The following is a 14328-nucleotide window of genomic DNA, read 5'->3' on the forward strand; positions in this document are numbered from 1 at the left end:
CCCCGGTGACGAGGTCAGCCCTGGGGGTGCGCTTTCGCGGTGGGGGTGTCGGCGAACAGTGCGAGCAGGTCGCCGACCTGCCGGTCGGCCTCGGCCGGGTGCCGGAACCGGCCGGCCGGGTTGAGGGTGTACTCGTTGCGTCGTCCGACCCGGGTGCGGTGCAGGTAGCCGCCCGCCTCCAGGTCGGCAACGATCGCCTGTGCGGCCCGTTCGGTCACGCCGACCTCGGCTGCGACGTCGCGCAGCCGGGCGGTCGGATCGCGGCCGATGGCCAGCAGGACGTGCCCGTGATTGGTGAGGAACGTCCAGTTCCGCCCGCCGTCGGTGTCGCCCGTCACCGTGCTCGTCATCGTGTGACCGCCTTCCTGGATGTCCGCCTGCCCTCGCGAGAGTCTTGTCGGTCCCGCCCTGGGTTGGTTGCCCAGGGGGCGACCGGGGTCAACGTATGAAATCTAAATCACGTATACCTTGACGTATCTTAGGGTGCGTGTGACGGTGGAGCGCGAGTGAGCGCCCGCCACCCGGCCGGCGGAAAAGTCGGTTTGACCAGGTGAAATGCGTCGATACGAGGTGCGGGATGAGCCATATCGGGAGCGCCGGCGGTCAGCCGGGTTCGCAGCGGACCACCGACCGAGCGTCCGCGCCCAGCGAGCCGGCCCGGGCGTACGCGGAGCTGGTATCCGGCAATCGACGCTTCGTCGGCGGCACGCCACGCCACCCCAACCAGGATGCCGGGCACCGGGCCGCCGTGGCCGACGGGCAACACCCGTTCGCGGTGATCGTCGGCTGCTCCGACTCCCGGCTGGCCGCCGAGATCATTTTCGACCGAGGGCTGGGTGACCTGTTCGTGGTTCGCACGGCCGGGCACACCGCCGGCCCCGAGGTGCTCGGCAGCGTCGAGTACGCGGTGACCGTGCTCGGCACTCCGCTGGTGGTGGTGCTCGGCCACGACTCGTGCGGTGCGGTGCAGGCCGCCCGAGAGTCCGCCGCGACCGGTACCGCACCGAGTGGCCATCTGCGCGCGGTGGTCGACGCCGTGCTGCCCAGCCTGCGCCGGGCCGAGGCCGAGGGCGTGGATGACATTGACGGCATTGTCGACATCCACATCGCACAGACCGTCGCGACGTTGCTCGGGCAGTCCCCGGTGCTTGCCGACGAGGTGACGCGGGGGCGGTGCGCGGTGGTGGGGATGTCCTACCGGCTGGCCGCCGGAGCGGCACGCCCGGTGGCCGCCGTGCCGGCAGGCTTCGCGACGCTGGACTCCCCGGCCACCGTTTGACGCGACGAGGGCCGCTCCGCGTCACGCGGAACGGCCCTCGACGGGGATCGAGCGGGTCAGAGCAGCGACATGTGGACGTGGTCGGTGTGGTTCGATGGCCCGCTGTACGACTTCCAGCCGGTGGCCGGGAACCAGATCTGCCGGTTCCAGATCACGTAGTAGATGCCGAGCCGGTCGGCGTTACGGATGAGGAACGCGGCGACGTTGTTGCCGTACGTCCGGGTGTCTTCGTTGTGCCACGGCGAGAAGCCGCTCTTCTGGAGCGACCAGTCGCAGGCGCGGCCCTTTGGGTGCTCCCACGGCCCACCGGAGCGGTAGCAGCCGACGAACCGGTTGAAGCCGGCCCGCTTGACCTCCTTGTACGCGTGCAGCGTGCGGGGGGTGACGCAGCCGGACGTGGTGGGGTCGTTCTCGCTGCACGACTGGGCCTTCCAGTCACCGTCGGCCGTGCGACCCGGGCCGATCTTCGCGACCGGAGAGGTGGCGTCCACCAGGCCGCCGGTGAAGCCCTTACCGCCGACGAGGGAGAGCGCCTTGTCGGCCTCGCTCTTCCGCTTCGCCATCAGGGCGGTCTGCTTCTGCTGCTCCCGAACCTCCGTGTCGAGGGCCAGCTTGGCCTGCTCGGCGCGGGCCTTCACCTCGTTGACCTCGGAGAGCTTCTTCTCGTTGACCATGTTCATCTCGTCGAGCACGGCCGCGCGCTGGACGAACGAGTCGGGGGCGTCGCTCTCCAGCAGCATCGCGATCGCGCCGATCCGGCCGGTCCGGTAGGCCTGGGCGGCGATCTGCCCGACCTGCGGGGCCAGCGCTGCCAGGTCGGCGTTGGCCCGGTCGACCTCCGCGGCCAACTCGCTCTGCCGCTTCTTGGATTTGTCCAGCTTGGACTTGGCGGCGGAGTAGTCGCGGTTGGCCTGCTCGATGACGTCGTTGAGCAGCTTGGGCTCGCCGTCCTCCTCGTGCCCGGACGGTGTGGGGTTCGTCGGGGCGGCGACCGCCGGGATTGGCCCGGCGAGCACGGTCAGTGCGGCGATCACGGCCACCGCGGGTGTCAACCAGCGGCGTAGGGGTGCCGTCACAATGTTCCCTTCCGTCGACCGCCGACCGGGTTAGCTGACGGGTTCGGGGCGGAAGCGGCCCCTACCGCTGACGCGGATTCACCCCAGGTACCTGGGTCCCCGGCTCGCCGGTTGGCGATTGGGCGGTGGCACCGCAGGCGCCGCTTCGCGCCTTCATCGGTAACCGGCAGCGAGGTTACCCGAGAGTCGACCGGGTGAGCTACGCCTGGATGCCGATCAAAAGCGTCATTTCGCCATAACGTTAAGTGACCAGTGACGCGGTTCTCAGGGTGGATGCCCGATCTGGTCACGCTGAGGAGTGTCACCATGCCGTATCCGTGCTCCTGTTCGACTCCGGCCACCGGTCGGTGGCCTCGGATGGGGGTGCGGCCCGCGGCCGGTTCAGCTCGTTGGAGCCGGCCGTTCGCGGTGAGATGAGTGCGGCCAGTGCCTCCGTGCGACGCGGCTGGGGTCGCGACGCGGGCGTGTCGGCGGACGGCGTCGCATCGGTGCGCCCGGCGGCGGTCACGACGGCGGCCAGCCCGGTGGTCAGCGGCACGGCGGCGATCAGACCGAGGGTGGCGACCGCGCTGCGGACGATCTCCTGAGCGAGGAACTCACTGGTGAGGATCTGCCCGATCGGTCGCGAGTCGGCGGTGAGCAGGAGCAACAGGGGTAGCGAGGCGCCCGCGTACGCCAGGACGATGGTGTTGACGGTGGAGGCGATGTGCGCGCGGCCGACCCGGGTGGCCGCCCGGTACAGCTGCAACCGGGTCAGCCCGGGGTTGGCGTTCGCCAATTCGGTGACGGTGGCCGCCTGGGTGACAGTCACGTCGTCGAGCACTCCGAGCGATCCGATGATGATCCCGGCGAGCAGCAGACCGTGCAGGTCCACGTCGCCCTGGAACATCGACAGGGTGGTGGCGTCCTCGCTGCCGAAGCCGGTGAGGTGGGTCGCGGCCGTAGCGATGGTGGCGAGTACGCCGGTCAGCACCAGGCTGCCCAGGGTGCCGAGCACAGCGACAGAGGTCTGTGCGGTGACCCCGTGCGTCAGATAGAGCACCACGAACATGATCAGGGCGGCGCCCACCACCGCCACCAGCAGTGGTGACCTGCCGGCGCCGATGCCCGGCAGCACGAAGGTGAGCAGGATGGCGAAGCTGGCGGCCAACCCGGCGAGCGCGGCCAGACCCCGCCACCGGCCGAACGCGACGATCGCGGCCGCGAAGACCACCGCCAGCCACACCATCGGGGTGCCGCGCTGGTGCTCGGCGATGTTCCAGTTGCTGGTGGTGGGATCGGTGGGATCGGCCAGCTCGACCAGGATGACCTTGTCGCCGACCTCGACCCGTGGTGCGCCGGGTCCGTCCGGCACCGGGGTCCGTACCTGTTGGCCGGCGGTCGGCCCGTCGTCCACCCGGACGTCGACAGTGCCGCACCGTCGGTCGCCGACCCCCGGTGTGCCGTCGGGGACCGACGGCATCGGCGGGCACGGCTCGCTCACCACCCGGGTGACCGTGCCGGAGTAGCGCGGCAGGTCCGCGCCACCGTCGGTCTGCGGTGACCCGCTGCGCGGCCAGAGCAGCACCGCGGCGAGCACGGTGGCGACGAAGAGGGGTACCACCGTCACGACGAGGATCCGTCGCGCCCTCGGTGGGGCGGACGGAGCCGGGCGGGTGTGGTCGGAACCCAAGGCGAGACTCCCAACGATCCAGTGCGGGGTACGGGTCAGCGGGCCGGGCGGTTCACCGTTTCGGTGGGAATGCGGCGGGCGGCGGGGCGTATCGCTGCCAGACGACCGCTTGATCACGGACGGTCAGTGTTCGGCCTGGTCGGCCGGGGGGCGACGTCAGGTCGTGGCGGCGTCGGTGCCCAACTGTGCAGCGGCATACGGAGGGCCATCGCGGGAGATGCTAGCCAGCCCGCCCGCGGGTTGCAGGTCGTGGCGGAGTGTCGGGTGGCCGAACCACTCGCGTGACGGCCCCCGGGGCGGCATGTTGGAACCATGCCCGCTCCGTCACCGCCCGAACCCGATCACCCGCAGCGCGCCGGACCCACGCCGCACGACAAGCACGCCGGGCACGACAAGCACGCCGGGCACGATCCGGCGATGTTCCGCCGCCGGTTCTGGGTCTGCCTGGTGTTGACCATCCCGGTGGTGCTGACGAGTCATCTCGTGTCGAATCAGTTGGGCCTGGCCGGGGAGGGTGTTCCCGGGCGGCCCTGGGTGGGCCCGGTGCTCGGCTCGGTGGTGTTCTGGTGGGGCGGTTGGCCGTTCCTGGTCGGCGCGGTCCGCGAGGTGCGGGACCGGGCGCCCGGGATGATGCTGCTGGTCGCGATGGCGATCACCGTCGCGTACGCCGCGTCCCTGGCGACCAGCCTCGGCGCCTTCGACCTGGACTTCTGGTGGGAGTTGGCCGCGCTGGTCACCATCATGCTGCTCGGGCACTGGCAGGAGATGAAGGCCATCGGGCAGGCGCAGGGCGCGTTGGCGGCGCTGGCCGCGCTGTTGCCGGACGAGGCCGAACGGGTGGCGGCGGACGGACGGGTCGAGGCGGTGCCGGTGACCGGTCTGCGGATCGGGGACGTGGTGCTGGTCCGGCCGGGAGGTCGGGTGCCGGCGGACGGCCGGGTGGTCGAGGGCGGTGCCGAGCTGGACGAGTCGATGATCACCGGCGAGTCGCGACCGGTCGCCCGGTCGACGGGCGACCGGGTGGTGGCCGGCACCGTCGCCACCGACTCGGCGATCCGGGTACGCGTGGAGGCGGTGGGTGAGCAGACGGCCCTCGCCGGCATCGAGCGGATGGTCGCGCAGGCCCAGGCCTCCGGTGGACGGGCCCAGCTGTTGGCCGACCGGTTCGCCGCCGCGCTGTTCTACCTGGCCACCGGCACCGCCGTGCTGACCGTGCTGGTCTGGACCGCGCTCGGTCAGCCGGACGAGGCGGTGGTCCGTGCGGTCACCGTCCTGGTGATCGCCTGCCCGCACGCGCTGGGTCTCGCCATCCCGCTTGTCGTCGCGCTCTCCACCGCGCTCGCCGCGCGGTCCGGGATCCTGGTCAAGGACCGGTTGGCGTTGGAGCGGATGCGGACGGTCGGCGCGGTGCTCTTCGACAAGACCGGCACGCTGACCCGGGGCGAGCACGGGGTGACCGATTTGGTGGCGGCGCCGGGCATCGAACGGGACGAGGTGCTGCGGATCGCGGCCGGCGTCGAGTCGGAGAGCGAACATCCGTTGGCCCGGGCGATCGTGGCGGCGGCCGGGTCGACCGGCCCGGCCCGGGCCGCCGGGTTTCGGGCGATGCCGGGCCGCGGGGTGCAGGCGACAATCGACGGTACGCAGTACGCGGTGGGCGGGCCGGCGCTGCTGCGGGAGCTGGGCCTTCCGCTCCCGGCGGAGGTGGAGGCCGCGACCGCGCGGTGGTCGGCACGGGGTGCGGCGGTGTTGCACCTGGTGCGGCTGCCGGACACCGTGCTCGGTGCGTTCGCGTTGACCGACGAGGTGCGTCCGGAGGCCCGGCGCGCCGTCGACGAGTTGCGCGCCGAGGGTGTCCGGATCATCGCCATGATCACTGGTGACGCGCGGCCGGTGGCCGAGGCGGTCGCCGCCGACCTCGGCTTCCGAGCGGGCGTCGACGAGGTCTTCGCCGAGGTGCTGCCGGCCGAGAAGGATGATCGGGTGGCCGAGCTCCAGCGGCGGGGGTTGGTGGTGGCGATGGTCGGCGACGGGGTGAACGACGCGCCGGCGCTGGCCCGGGCGGACGTGGGTATCGCGATCGGCGCGGGCACCGATGTGGCGATCGAGTCCGCCGGGGTGGTGCTGGCGTCCTCGGACCCGCGCGGGGTGGCGGCGGTGGTCCGGCTGTCCCGGGCGTCGTACCGGAAGATGCGTCAGAACCTGGCCTGGGCGGCCGGCTACAACGTGCTGGCGCTGCCGCTGGCGGCGGGAGCGCTGGCCTGGGCCGGTGTGGCGTTGAGCCCTGCGGTGGCCGCGGTGCTGATGTCGGCGTCCACGATCGTGGTGGCGCTCAATGCGCAGCTGTTGCGCCGGGTCCGTCTGGATCCCGCGTCGGACTGAGGGCTGTCAGCCGCGCTTCATGAGCCGGCCGACCGCCGCCATCATCTCGGTGGCCATCTCGTCGGCCCGCCCCTCGGCGGCGCCCTCGTGCATGCAGTGCCGGGCGTGACCGTCGAGCAGCCCCAGGGCCACCTTGTCGAGGGCGGCCTGGATCGCGGAGATCTGGGTGAGCACGTCGATGCAGTAGCGGTCGTCGTCGACCATCTTCTCGATGCCCCGGACCTGCCCCTCGACGCGGCGGAGCCGCGCGAGCAGTTGGTCCTTGCTGGCGGTGTATCCGCGGATCGGGGTGGGTGCGGTCATGCCGACCAGGATAGCCTACCCCCAGGGGGTATGGTACGGTCCTCCTTGCGAGATACCCCCACCGGGTACCGGTACCGAAAGGGAGACGATCCGATGGTCAACACGACGTACCAGGTGCAGGGCATGACCTGTGGGCACTGCGTCAGCGCGGTGAGCTCCGAGGTCGGCGCCATCGAGGGCGTGCGTGACGTCCAGGTCGACCTCGCGGCCGGCCGGGTCACCGTCAGCAGTGATCAGCCGCTGGACACCGCGGTTGTCCGAGCCGCCGTCGACGAGGCCGGTTACGACCTCGTCGACGCGTGATCGGAGGGCCGGCGTGCGTACGGTGACCAAACTGGCCGGGTTCGCAGTCGGCCTGACGGCGGTCTTCGGCGCGACCTACGGGATCGGCCGGGTCGTCGACCCGACCCCGGTCGCCGAGAGCCGGCACGAGGCCGCCACCACCCCGTCGGCACCCGAGCACGGCGGGACGGCCGACCAGCTCCCCGGCGGGCTGCTCGTCTCCGAGCGGGGCTACACCCTCGAACCGGCCGACGCCCCGGCCGGCGAGTTCGCCTTCCGGATCGCCGGCCCGGACGGCCGCCCGGTCACCCGGTACGAGGTGGCGCACGACAAGCAGATGCACCTGATCGTCGCCCGCCGGGACCTCTCCGGCTTCCGTCACGTCCACCCCGAGCTGGGCCCGGACGGCACCTGGCGGGTCGACACCCCGCTGACCGGCCCCGGGCAGTGGCGGGCCTTCGCCGACTTCACCCCGACCGGGGGTGAGCCGCTGACCCTCGGCGTGGACGTGACAGTCCCCGGCGAGCTGACCGAACGGCCGTTGCCAGCCCCGGCGACCAGCACCACAGTCGACGGCTACACGGTCACCCTGACCGGTGCGCCGCAGCCCGGCCGCACATCGTCACTGACCCTGACCATCAGCCGGGACGGACAGCCGGTCACCGACCTGGAGCCCCACCTGGGCGCGTACGGGCACCTGGTGGCGCTGCGCCGCGGTGATCTGGCGTACCTGCACGTGCACCCGGACGGGACGCCGGGCGACGGGCGCACCCGGCCCGGTCCGGCCGTCACCTTCCTCGCCGAGGTGCCCTCTACCGGCAGCTACCGGCTCTACCTCGACTTCCAACACGGCGGGCGGGTGCACACCGCCGAGTTCACAGTCGTCCCCGGAGCCGCCCCCACCTCGAGCGGGCCGGCGCCGACCGGCGGGGCCGACCACGGCACCCCCGGGCACGGACACAACTGACGGGACCAGGCGATGACCACCACCAGCAGACCGCTGCCCGAGGCACCGAACCGGATCGAACTCGCGATCGGCGGGATGACCTGCGCCGCGTGCGCCGCCCGGATCGAGAAGAAGCTCAACCGGATGGACGGGGTGAGCGCCACCGTCAACTACGCCACCGAGAAGGCGACCGTCCGGTACGTCGACGGCGTCACGCCGGACGACCTGATCGGGACCGTCCAGAAGACCGGCTACACGGCGGCGCTGCCGGCCCCGCCCAGCGCGGAACCCCCGGTGGACCCGTTGCGGGGCCCGCGTACCCGGCTCTGGGTCTCGGTGGTCCTGAGCGTGCCGGTGGTGCTGCTGGCCATGGTCCCGGCCTGGCAGTTCGACTACTGGCAGTGGCTGTCGCTGACCCTGGCCGCCCCGGTGGTGGTCTGGGGTGGGCTGCCGTTCCACCGGGCCGCCTGGACGAACCTGCGGCACGGTGCGGCCACCATGGACACGCTGGTGTCGCTCGGCACCCTGGCCGCGTTCGGTTGGTCGCTGTGGGCGCTCTTCCTCGGTGACGCGGGGATGCCCGGAATGACGCACCCGTTCCGCTTCGACATCACCCGGACCGACGGCGCCGGCAACATCTACCTGGAGGCGGCCGCCGGGGTCACCGTGTTCATCCTGGCCGGCCGCTACTTCGAGGCCCGGTCCAAGCGCACCGCCGGCGCCGCCCTGCGCGCCCTGCTCGACCTCGGCGCCAAGGACGTGGCGGTGCTGCGCGACGGCGTGGAGACGCTGATCCCGGTGGACCGGCTCGTCGTCGGTGACCGGTTCGTGGTTCGCCCCGGGGAGAAGATCGCCACCGACGGGGTGGTCGACGAGGGCACCTCAGCGGTCGACGCCAGCATGCTCACCGGCGAGTCGGTGCCGGTCGAGGTCGCCCCGGGCGACGGTGTGGTCGGCGCCACGATCAACGCGGGTGGGCGGCTGATCGTCACCGCCACCCGGGTCGGCGCGGACACCCAGCTTGCCCGGATGGCCGACCTGGTCGAGCAGGCGCAGAGTGGCAAGGCGGCAGTACAGCGGCTGGCGGACCGGATCTCCGGGGTCTTCGTACCGATCGTCATCACCCTCGCCGTCGGCACGCTCGGCTGGTGGCTCGGCACCGGGGCCGGCCCGACCGCCGCGTTCACCGCCGCCGTGGCCGTGCTGATCATCGCGTGCCCGTGCGCGCTCGGCCTGGCCACACCGACCGCGTTGCTGGTCGGCACCGGTCGGGGCGCCCAGCTCGGCGTGTTGATCAAGGGCCCGGAGGTGCTGGAGTCGACCCGTCGGGTGGACACCGTGGTGCTCGACAAGACCGGCACCGTGACGACCGGTCGGATGACATTGGTGGACGTGGTCCCGGCCAGCGGTGTGGATCGGGCCGAGCTGCTCCAACTCGCCGGGGCGGTGGAGGCCGCCTCCGAGCACCCGATCGCCCGTGCGGTCGCCGCCGCCGCCACCGATGCGGGCGCGCTGGCCCCGGTGACCGGCTTCGGCAACCTCGAAGGGCTGGGGGTGACCGGCACTGTCGACGGGCGGGCCGTGCTGGTCGGCCGGGTCCAGTTGCTGCGCGAGCGCGACTTCGACGTACCACCGGAGGTCGAGTGGGCCGTGCGCGACGCGGAGGCCGCCGGCCGGACGGCGATCGTCGCCGGTTGGGACGGGCGGGCCCGCGGGGTGCTCGCGGTCGCCGACGTGGTCCGGCCGAGCAGCCGGGCGGCGGTGGCCCGGTTGCGCGCGCTGGGGCTGACCCCGGTCCTGCTGACCGGCGACAACACCACAGTGGCTCGCGCGGTCGCCGCCGAGGTGGGCGTCGACGAGGTGATTGCCGAGGTGCTGCCGGCCGGGAAGGTGGACGTGATCAAGCGGCTCCAAGCCGAGGGGCGGTCGGTGGCGATGGTCGGTGACGGGGTGAACGACGCTCCGGCGCTGGCCCAGGCCGACCTGGGGCTGGCCATGGGCACCGGCACCGACGTGGCGATCGAGGCGGCCGACCTCACCCTCATGCGGGGCGACCTGGCCGCCGCTGTCGACGCCATCCGGTTGTCCCGACGCACGCTCGGCATCATCCGGGGCAACCTGTTCTGGGCGTTCGGCTACAACGTGGCGGCCCTGCCGTTGGCCGCCGCCGGGTTGCTCAACCCGATGATCGCCGGTGCCACGATGGCGCTCTCCTCGGTCTTCGTGGTGGCCAACAGCCTGCGCCTGCGTCGCTTCCGGTCGGCAGCTGCCGATCTGTGACGGTGGTGATGGTTGGGCCGGTGGCGTCGGGGGTACCTCAGTGGTCGTAGCGACGCTTGCAATGGAGGTTGGCAATGGGTTTCGACGACAAGATCAACAACGCCACCGAGGACGCGACCGGCAAGCTGAAGGAAGGCGCTGGTCGGGCCACCGACAACGAGCAGTTGGAGGCGGAGGGTCGCGCTGACCAGTCCACCGCCAAGCTCAAGCAGGCGGGCGAGAAGATCAAGGACGCCTTCAAGAGCTGACGTACGACGTAACCGCACGCCGGGCCGGTGATCATCACCGGCCCGGCGTGCGTTGTGCTCAGGGGCGTCGGGTGGCGCGGACGACGACGTCGTGCAGCGTGGCCTCCCGGCCCGGCATCGTGCGACGCTGCTCCTCCGCCGTGATGATCTCCCAGGTGGCGCTGTCCAGGCCGGCGGTGATGTCCGCGAGGGTGACCGATGCCTCGGCCGGCGGGTGGTGGTCATGCCCGTGCCCGTGCCCGTGCTCGGTGGCGTCCGGGGTGTGCAGATGCCCGACGATCAGCAGGGTGCCGCCGGGCGCCACCCACCCGGCGATCCGGTCGTAGAAGGCCAACTGCGGCATCGCGGGGTGCGCATAGTGCGTCGTGACCAGGTCGAACCGTGTGTCCGGGGCCCAGGCCGTCAGGTCTGCCTCCACCCAGCGCACCCGCTCGGACACCCCGCTCTCCGTCGCGCGTTCGGCGGCGCGAGCGAGAGCGACGGGTGCGATGTCGACGGCGGTGACCTGCCAGCCGTGGGCGGCGAGCGAGATCGCCTCGGCGCCCGCGCCGCACCCGGCGTCCAGCGCCGAGCCCGGCACCAGAGCGCCGATCTCCCGGGCCAGGTACGGGTGCGCGGGACTCGTGCTCATCGCGCCGGGCCGGTCGTGGTGCGTCTGGTGCCAGTGCCGCTCCCAGTAGTCCTTGTCGAACTCGTGCTGCTCGGTCATCTGTGCCTGCTCCTTCGCGCGTCGCCCACGACTGTGACCGGCGGCCGGGCGATGCGCAAAGATTGTTGCCAGAACGGCAAGACGACTTAGCTCACCCCTGCCCGGTCAGCCGGGCCGCCCGCACCTCCAGGTAGCGCTGCTCGGGCCGGCTCGTGGTGTCCCGCGCCGCGGCCAGGTACGCCTCCCGGGCCGCACCGACGTCCCCGGCCAGCTCCAACAGATGGGCCCGGACAGCAGCCAGCCGGTGGTGCCCAGCCGTGCGTTCGTCGGCGTCCAACGGCGTGAGCAGGGCGAGCCCGGCCCGGGGCCCGTCCACCATGGCCACCGCCACCGCCTGGTTCAGGGTGACCATCGGGTTCGGCGCGACCCGGGCCAGCAGCCGGTAGAGCGCGACGATCTGCCGCCAGTCCGTCTCGGCCGCCGTCGAGGCCTCGGCGTGCACCGCGGCGATCGCCGCCTGAAGCTGGTACGGGCCCGGCGGCGACCAGGTCAACGCCTCGGTGATCAGCGCGATCCCCTCGGTGATGGCGGCGGCGTCCCACCGGGAGCGGTCCTGCTCGGCCAGCGGCACCAACTCCCCGTCCGGCCCCACCCGGGCCGCCCGGTGCGCGTCGGTCAGCAGCATCAGCGCCAGCAGCCCGGTCACCTCACCGTCGTCGGGCAACAGCCCGCGCAGGATGCGAGCCAGCCGGATCGCCTCGCCGGTCAACTCCGCCCGGTGCAGGTCCGGGCCACTGGACGCGGTGTAACCCTCGTTGAAGATCAGGTAGAGCACCCGCAGCACGGTCCGCAGCCGCTCGTCCCGCTCAGCCGGCCCGGGCATGCTGAACCGAGCCCCGGCGGCCTCGATCCGCTGCTTGGCCCGCCGGATCCGTTGGCTCATCGTCGCCTCGGGCACCAGGTGTGCCCGGGCGATCTGAGCGGTGCTGAGACCGCCGACCGCCCGCAGGGTGAGCGCCACCTGCGCCGATCCGGGCAGCGCCGGGTGGCAGCAGAGGAACAGCAGGGTGAGGGTGTCGTCGTCGGCCGGAACGGCGGGCTCCGCGTCGGCCGCCGGCGCCACCCCGGCGTACGCCGGCTCGCGCCGCGCCACCGCCACCTCGCGGTCCCGGCGCGCGCTCTCGCTGCGCCACTCGTCGGTCAGCCGGCGGGTGGCCACGGTGAGCAACCAGGCGCGTGGATTGTCCGGTACGCCCTGTGCGGGCCACTGCGTCGCGGCGGCGAGCAACGCCTCCTGGACCGCGTCCTCGCACCTGTCGAACTGTCCGTGTCGACGGACCAGCAGGCCGAGGACCTGCGGCGCGAACGTGCGCAGCAGGTCCTCGACCGTCCGGTCCTCGGTCACATCTCCGTCCCGGCCTCGTCCATGATCGGGCGGACCTCCATCGCGCCGCCGTACCTGACGTCCGGCCAGCGGGCGGCGATCTCGGCGGCCCGCTGCGGGCTGTCGCAGTCGACGGCCAGGTAACCGGCGAACTGCTCCTTGCTCTCCATGAACGGGCCGTCGAGGACCTCGGGGCTGCCGTCCACGAGCCGGACCGTCAACGTCTGCGACGGATTCGCCAACGCCTGGCCGCCGATCAGCTCGCCGGTCTCGGTCAGCTCCTTCATGATCTCGTCGACCTCACCGAAGAGGGCGGTGCGTTCCTGCTCGCTCAGCTCCTCGGTGAAGCCGGGCCGGTTCCAGATCAGCAGCATGTACTTCACGGCGATGCTCCTCAGACTCTGGTCGCACCCCGATCGGGGCGCGGCTCACCGGAGGGTCGGAGCCGTTCCCCCGATCCCTACCGCGTACCGAAGAAAATCGCAGAAACCTCAGTCGGGTGCGGTCCCACGCCGGATGGCTCAGCGCGGATCGGGTCGACCGGGCACCTGTCGCGGTTTCCGACCGCCGCCGACGTCCAGTGACGCCCGGTCGGCGGCCGAGGTGCCGGACGACCAGCCCTCGGCGTCGCGCACGCTGAGCCGGTGCCGGGTGACCCCGGGGAAGAGCGTCTCCAGCCGCTCCCGGACCGCCTCGCCCCGGGCCGCGAGCACCGGCAACAGCCGTTCCGCCCCGGCCGTCTCGGTCGCCGCCTGGTCCGCCGCGTCGGTCGCCGCCTCGGTGGCCGCCCGCAACCGCTCGCCGATCCGCAGCGCGAACGCGTTGAGGAAGGACTCGTCCCAGACCTTCGTCCGCCGCCCCGACCCCGGCCGCCGCTCCGCACGCCCGCGTAGCATCGCCGCCGTCGCCTGGACCAGCAGCGACGTGTAGAGCAACTCCACCGCCACCAGGTCGGCCGGCCAGCCCAGCACCGTGGCGAAGCCGAGATCGTCGGACCAGACCGCCTCGCACCGGTTCGCCGCCGCCACCTCCTGCACCAGCAGCGCCTTCGCGCCCGCATACGGGGTGTCGGTGCTCAGGCGCACCCCGCCCGGCAGGTCACCGCGTTCCGAACCGGCGGCCAGCAGCGCCTCGTCGATGCTGTGCCGGGCGATCAGCTCCTGGGCTTTGCCGGTCAGCGCCTCCGCCTCGGCCGGGAAGGTGGTCGACTCGGCCTTGGCCAGCAGCGCGCGTACCCGATCCAGCATGGGTGACCCGGTGCGGGCCGTACCGGCTGTGCGAGGCAGCGCCGCACCGGTCGCCCCGGGCGGCGGGCGCAGCACCGCGATCGGCGGCAGGCTCTCCACCAGCGCGAGAGTGTCCACGGCCGTGCGGAGCGCGTCGGCGCGGTCCAGGCCCTCCCTGGTCGCCCAGCCGGCCAACACCTTCCGGTCGTCACCACCCTGGCTGGCCGCCAGCTCGCGTAGCTGGTCGTCCCACCAGGCCGGGACCGGCTCGGCCTGGTCGCGCCGCTGAACCGCCATCGCCTCGCGGATCAGCCGGGCCGCGCGGGCGTCGAGCCGTCGACCGGTGATCCGGTCCACGTCGACCGGCTGCCAACCGCGCGGCCAGAGCCGGCCCAGGCCGCGGACCAGGCGACGCAGCAGCGCCGCGTCGACCGCAGTGGTGCCGTCCGCGGCGCCGGTACCGACCATCAGGTGGTCCAGCTGCCGTTCGGCCTGCCGTACGTCTGTGCCGCGTACCGCCGCGAGCGCGTTGGCGACGAGTTCGTCCGCGTCCGGCACGGGCACCTCCTTCTCCGAGCTTTGACGGTCGCTGCCTCTCCAG

The 14328-nt window shown here is 72.5% G+C and carries 14 protein-coding genes and 1 riboswitch; of the genes, 6 read left to right on the top strand and 8 right to left on the bottom strand.

The window, feature by feature from the left end; translation table 11 throughout:
• Positions 1-14: 14 nt before the first annotated feature.
• Positions 15-350, bottom strand: a complete 336-nt coding sequence (locus V6U86_RS26410; protein ID WP_334507697.1) for a helix-turn-helix transcriptional regulator — start codon at positions 348-350, stop codon at positions 15-17.
• A 227-nt stretch (positions 351-577) separates the two neighbouring features.
• Here V6U86_RS26410 and V6U86_RS26415 point away from each other — a divergent pair, with 227 nt between their 5' ends.
• Positions 578-1279: a carbonic anhydrase gene (locus V6U86_RS26415; RefSeq protein WP_334507700.1), complete on the top strand. Its 702-nt coding sequence runs from the start codon at positions 578-580 to the stop codon at positions 1277-1279.
• A gap of 56 nt (positions 1280-1335) precedes the next feature.
• Here V6U86_RS26415 and V6U86_RS26420 read toward each other — a convergent pair whose 3' ends face one another.
• On the bottom strand, positions 1336-2355 hold the full coding sequence (locus V6U86_RS26420; RefSeq protein WP_334507703.1) for a coiled-coil domain-containing protein: 1020 nt from the start codon (positions 2353-2355) through the stop codon (positions 1336-1338).
• A 4-nt stretch (positions 2356-2359) separates the two neighbouring features.
• Positions 2360-2490: riboswitch (cyclic di-AMP (ydaO/yuaA leader) on the bottom strand.
• Between the two features lie 166 nt (positions 2491-2656).
• On the bottom strand, positions 2657-4027 hold the full coding sequence (locus tag V6U86_RS26425; RefSeq protein WP_334507706.1) for a YibE/F family protein: 1371 nt from the start codon (positions 4025-4027) through the stop codon (positions 2657-2659).
• Positions 4028-4339: 312 nt separating this feature from the next.
• Here V6U86_RS26425 and V6U86_RS26430 point away from each other — a divergent pair, with 312 nt between their 5' ends.
• On the top strand, positions 4340-6409 hold the full coding sequence (locus V6U86_RS26430) for a heavy metal translocating P-type ATPase (protein WP_334507708.1): 2070 nt from the start codon (positions 4340-4342) through the stop codon (positions 6407-6409).
• 6 nt (positions 6410-6415) lie between these two features.
• On the opposite strand, the gene V6U86_RS26435 is transcribed toward V6U86_RS26430, so the two are convergent.
• Positions 6416-6712, bottom strand: coding sequence for a metal-sensitive transcriptional regulator (locus V6U86_RS26435; protein ID WP_030329541.1), 297 nt, complete (start codon positions 6710-6712; stop codon positions 6416-6418).
• A gap of 93 nt (positions 6713-6805) precedes the next feature.
• Here V6U86_RS26435 and V6U86_RS26440 point away from each other — a divergent pair, with 93 nt between their 5' ends.
• The 4 genes from V6U86_RS26440 to V6U86_RS26455 all read left to right on the top strand — a co-directional run bounded on the left by V6U86_RS26440 (position 6806) and on the right by V6U86_RS26455 (position 10468).
• The gene (locus tag V6U86_RS26440; protein WP_334507713.1) at positions 6806-7015 is read left to right on the top strand and encodes a heavy-metal-associated domain-containing protein; all 210 of its coding nucleotides are present in this window, start codon (positions 6806-6808) and stop codon (positions 7013-7015) included.
• A gap of 13 nt (positions 7016-7028) precedes the next feature.
• Positions 7029-7961, top strand: a complete 933-nt coding sequence (locus V6U86_RS26445; protein WP_334507715.1) for a hypothetical protein — start codon at positions 7029-7031, stop codon at positions 7959-7961.
• 12 nt (positions 7962-7973) lie between these two features.
• Positions 7974-10220: a heavy metal translocating P-type ATPase gene (locus tag V6U86_RS26450; protein WP_334507717.1), complete on the top strand. Its 2247-nt coding sequence runs from the start codon at positions 7974-7976 to the stop codon at positions 10218-10220.
• A gap of 74 nt (positions 10221-10294) precedes the next feature.
• Complete coding sequence (locus V6U86_RS26455; protein WP_036410891.1) at positions 10295-10468, top strand: CsbD family protein; 174 nt, start codon at positions 10295-10297, stop codon at positions 10466-10468.
• A gap of 58 nt (positions 10469-10526) precedes the next feature.
• Here the strand turns inward: V6U86_RS26455 and V6U86_RS26460 are convergent, their stop codons facing one another.
• The 4 genes from V6U86_RS26460 to V6U86_RS26475 form a co-directional block, all read right to left on the bottom strand.
• On the bottom strand, positions 10527-11177 hold the full coding sequence (locus V6U86_RS26460; RefSeq protein WP_334507722.1) for a class I SAM-dependent methyltransferase: 651 nt from the start codon (positions 11175-11177) through the stop codon (positions 10527-10529).
• A gap of 91 nt (positions 11178-11268) precedes the next feature.
• A complete protein-coding gene (locus V6U86_RS26465; protein WP_334507725.1) occupies positions 11269-12522 on the bottom strand; it encodes an RNA polymerase sigma factor in 1254 nt (417 codons plus the stop codon).
• Entirely contained in the window at positions 12519-12875 is a 357-nt protein-coding gene (locus tag V6U86_RS26470; RefSeq protein ID WP_244219096.1) for a YciI family protein, read from the bottom strand. Before V6U86_RS26470 ends, V6U86_RS26465 begins: the two co-directional genes overlap by 4 nt.
• 147 nt (positions 12876-13022) lie before the next feature.
• On the bottom strand, positions 13023-14285 hold the full coding sequence (locus V6U86_RS26475) for a DUF2786 domain-containing protein (protein WP_334507727.1): 1263 nt from the start codon (positions 14283-14285) through the stop codon (positions 13023-13025).
• Positions 14286-14328: the final 43 nt, after the last annotated feature.

Origin of the sequence: Micromonospora sp. CPCC 205558 (genome assembly GCF_036902955.1) — a bacterium.
In the GTDB taxonomy this organism is placed as follows: domain Bacteria; phylum Actinomycetota; class Actinomycetes; order Mycobacteriales; family Micromonosporaceae; genus Micromonospora.

What these genes read in the sequence shown, in the direction of transcription:
- V6U86_RS26410 (WP_334507697.1), bottom strand. Translation starts at nt 350, where the DNA reads ATGACGAGCACGGTGACGGGCGACACCGACGGCGGGCGGAACTGGACG.
- V6U86_RS26415 (WP_334507700.1), top strand. Translation starts at nt 578, where the DNA reads ATGAGCCATATCGGGAGCGCCGGCGGTCAGCCGGGTTCGCAGCGGACC.
- V6U86_RS26430 (WP_334507708.1), top strand. Translation starts at nt 4,340, where the DNA reads ATGCCCGCTCCGTCACCGCCCGAACCCGATCACCCGCAGCGCGCCGGA.
- V6U86_RS26435 (WP_030329541.1), bottom strand. Translation starts at nt 6,712, where the DNA reads ATGACCGCACCCACCCCGATCCGCGGATACACCGCCAGCAAGGACCAA.
- V6U86_RS26440 (WP_334507713.1), top strand. Translation starts at nt 6,806, where the DNA reads ATGGTCAACACGACGTACCAGGTGCAGGGCATGACCTGTGGGCACTGC.
- V6U86_RS26450 (WP_334507717.1), top strand. Translation starts at nt 7,974, where the DNA reads ATGACCACCACCAGCAGACCGCTGCCCGAGGCACCGAACCGGATCGAA.
- V6U86_RS26455 (WP_036410891.1), top strand. Translation starts at nt 10,295, where the DNA reads ATGGGTTTCGACGACAAGATCAACAACGCCACCGAGGACGCGACCGGC.
- V6U86_RS26460 (WP_334507722.1), bottom strand. Translation starts at nt 11,177, where the DNA reads ATGACCGAGCAGCACGAGTTCGACAAGGACTACTGGGAGCGGCACTGG.
- V6U86_RS26470 (WP_244219096.1), bottom strand. Translation starts at nt 12,875, where the DNA reads ATGCTGCTGATCTGGAACCGGCCCGGCTTCACCGAGGAGCTGAGCGAG.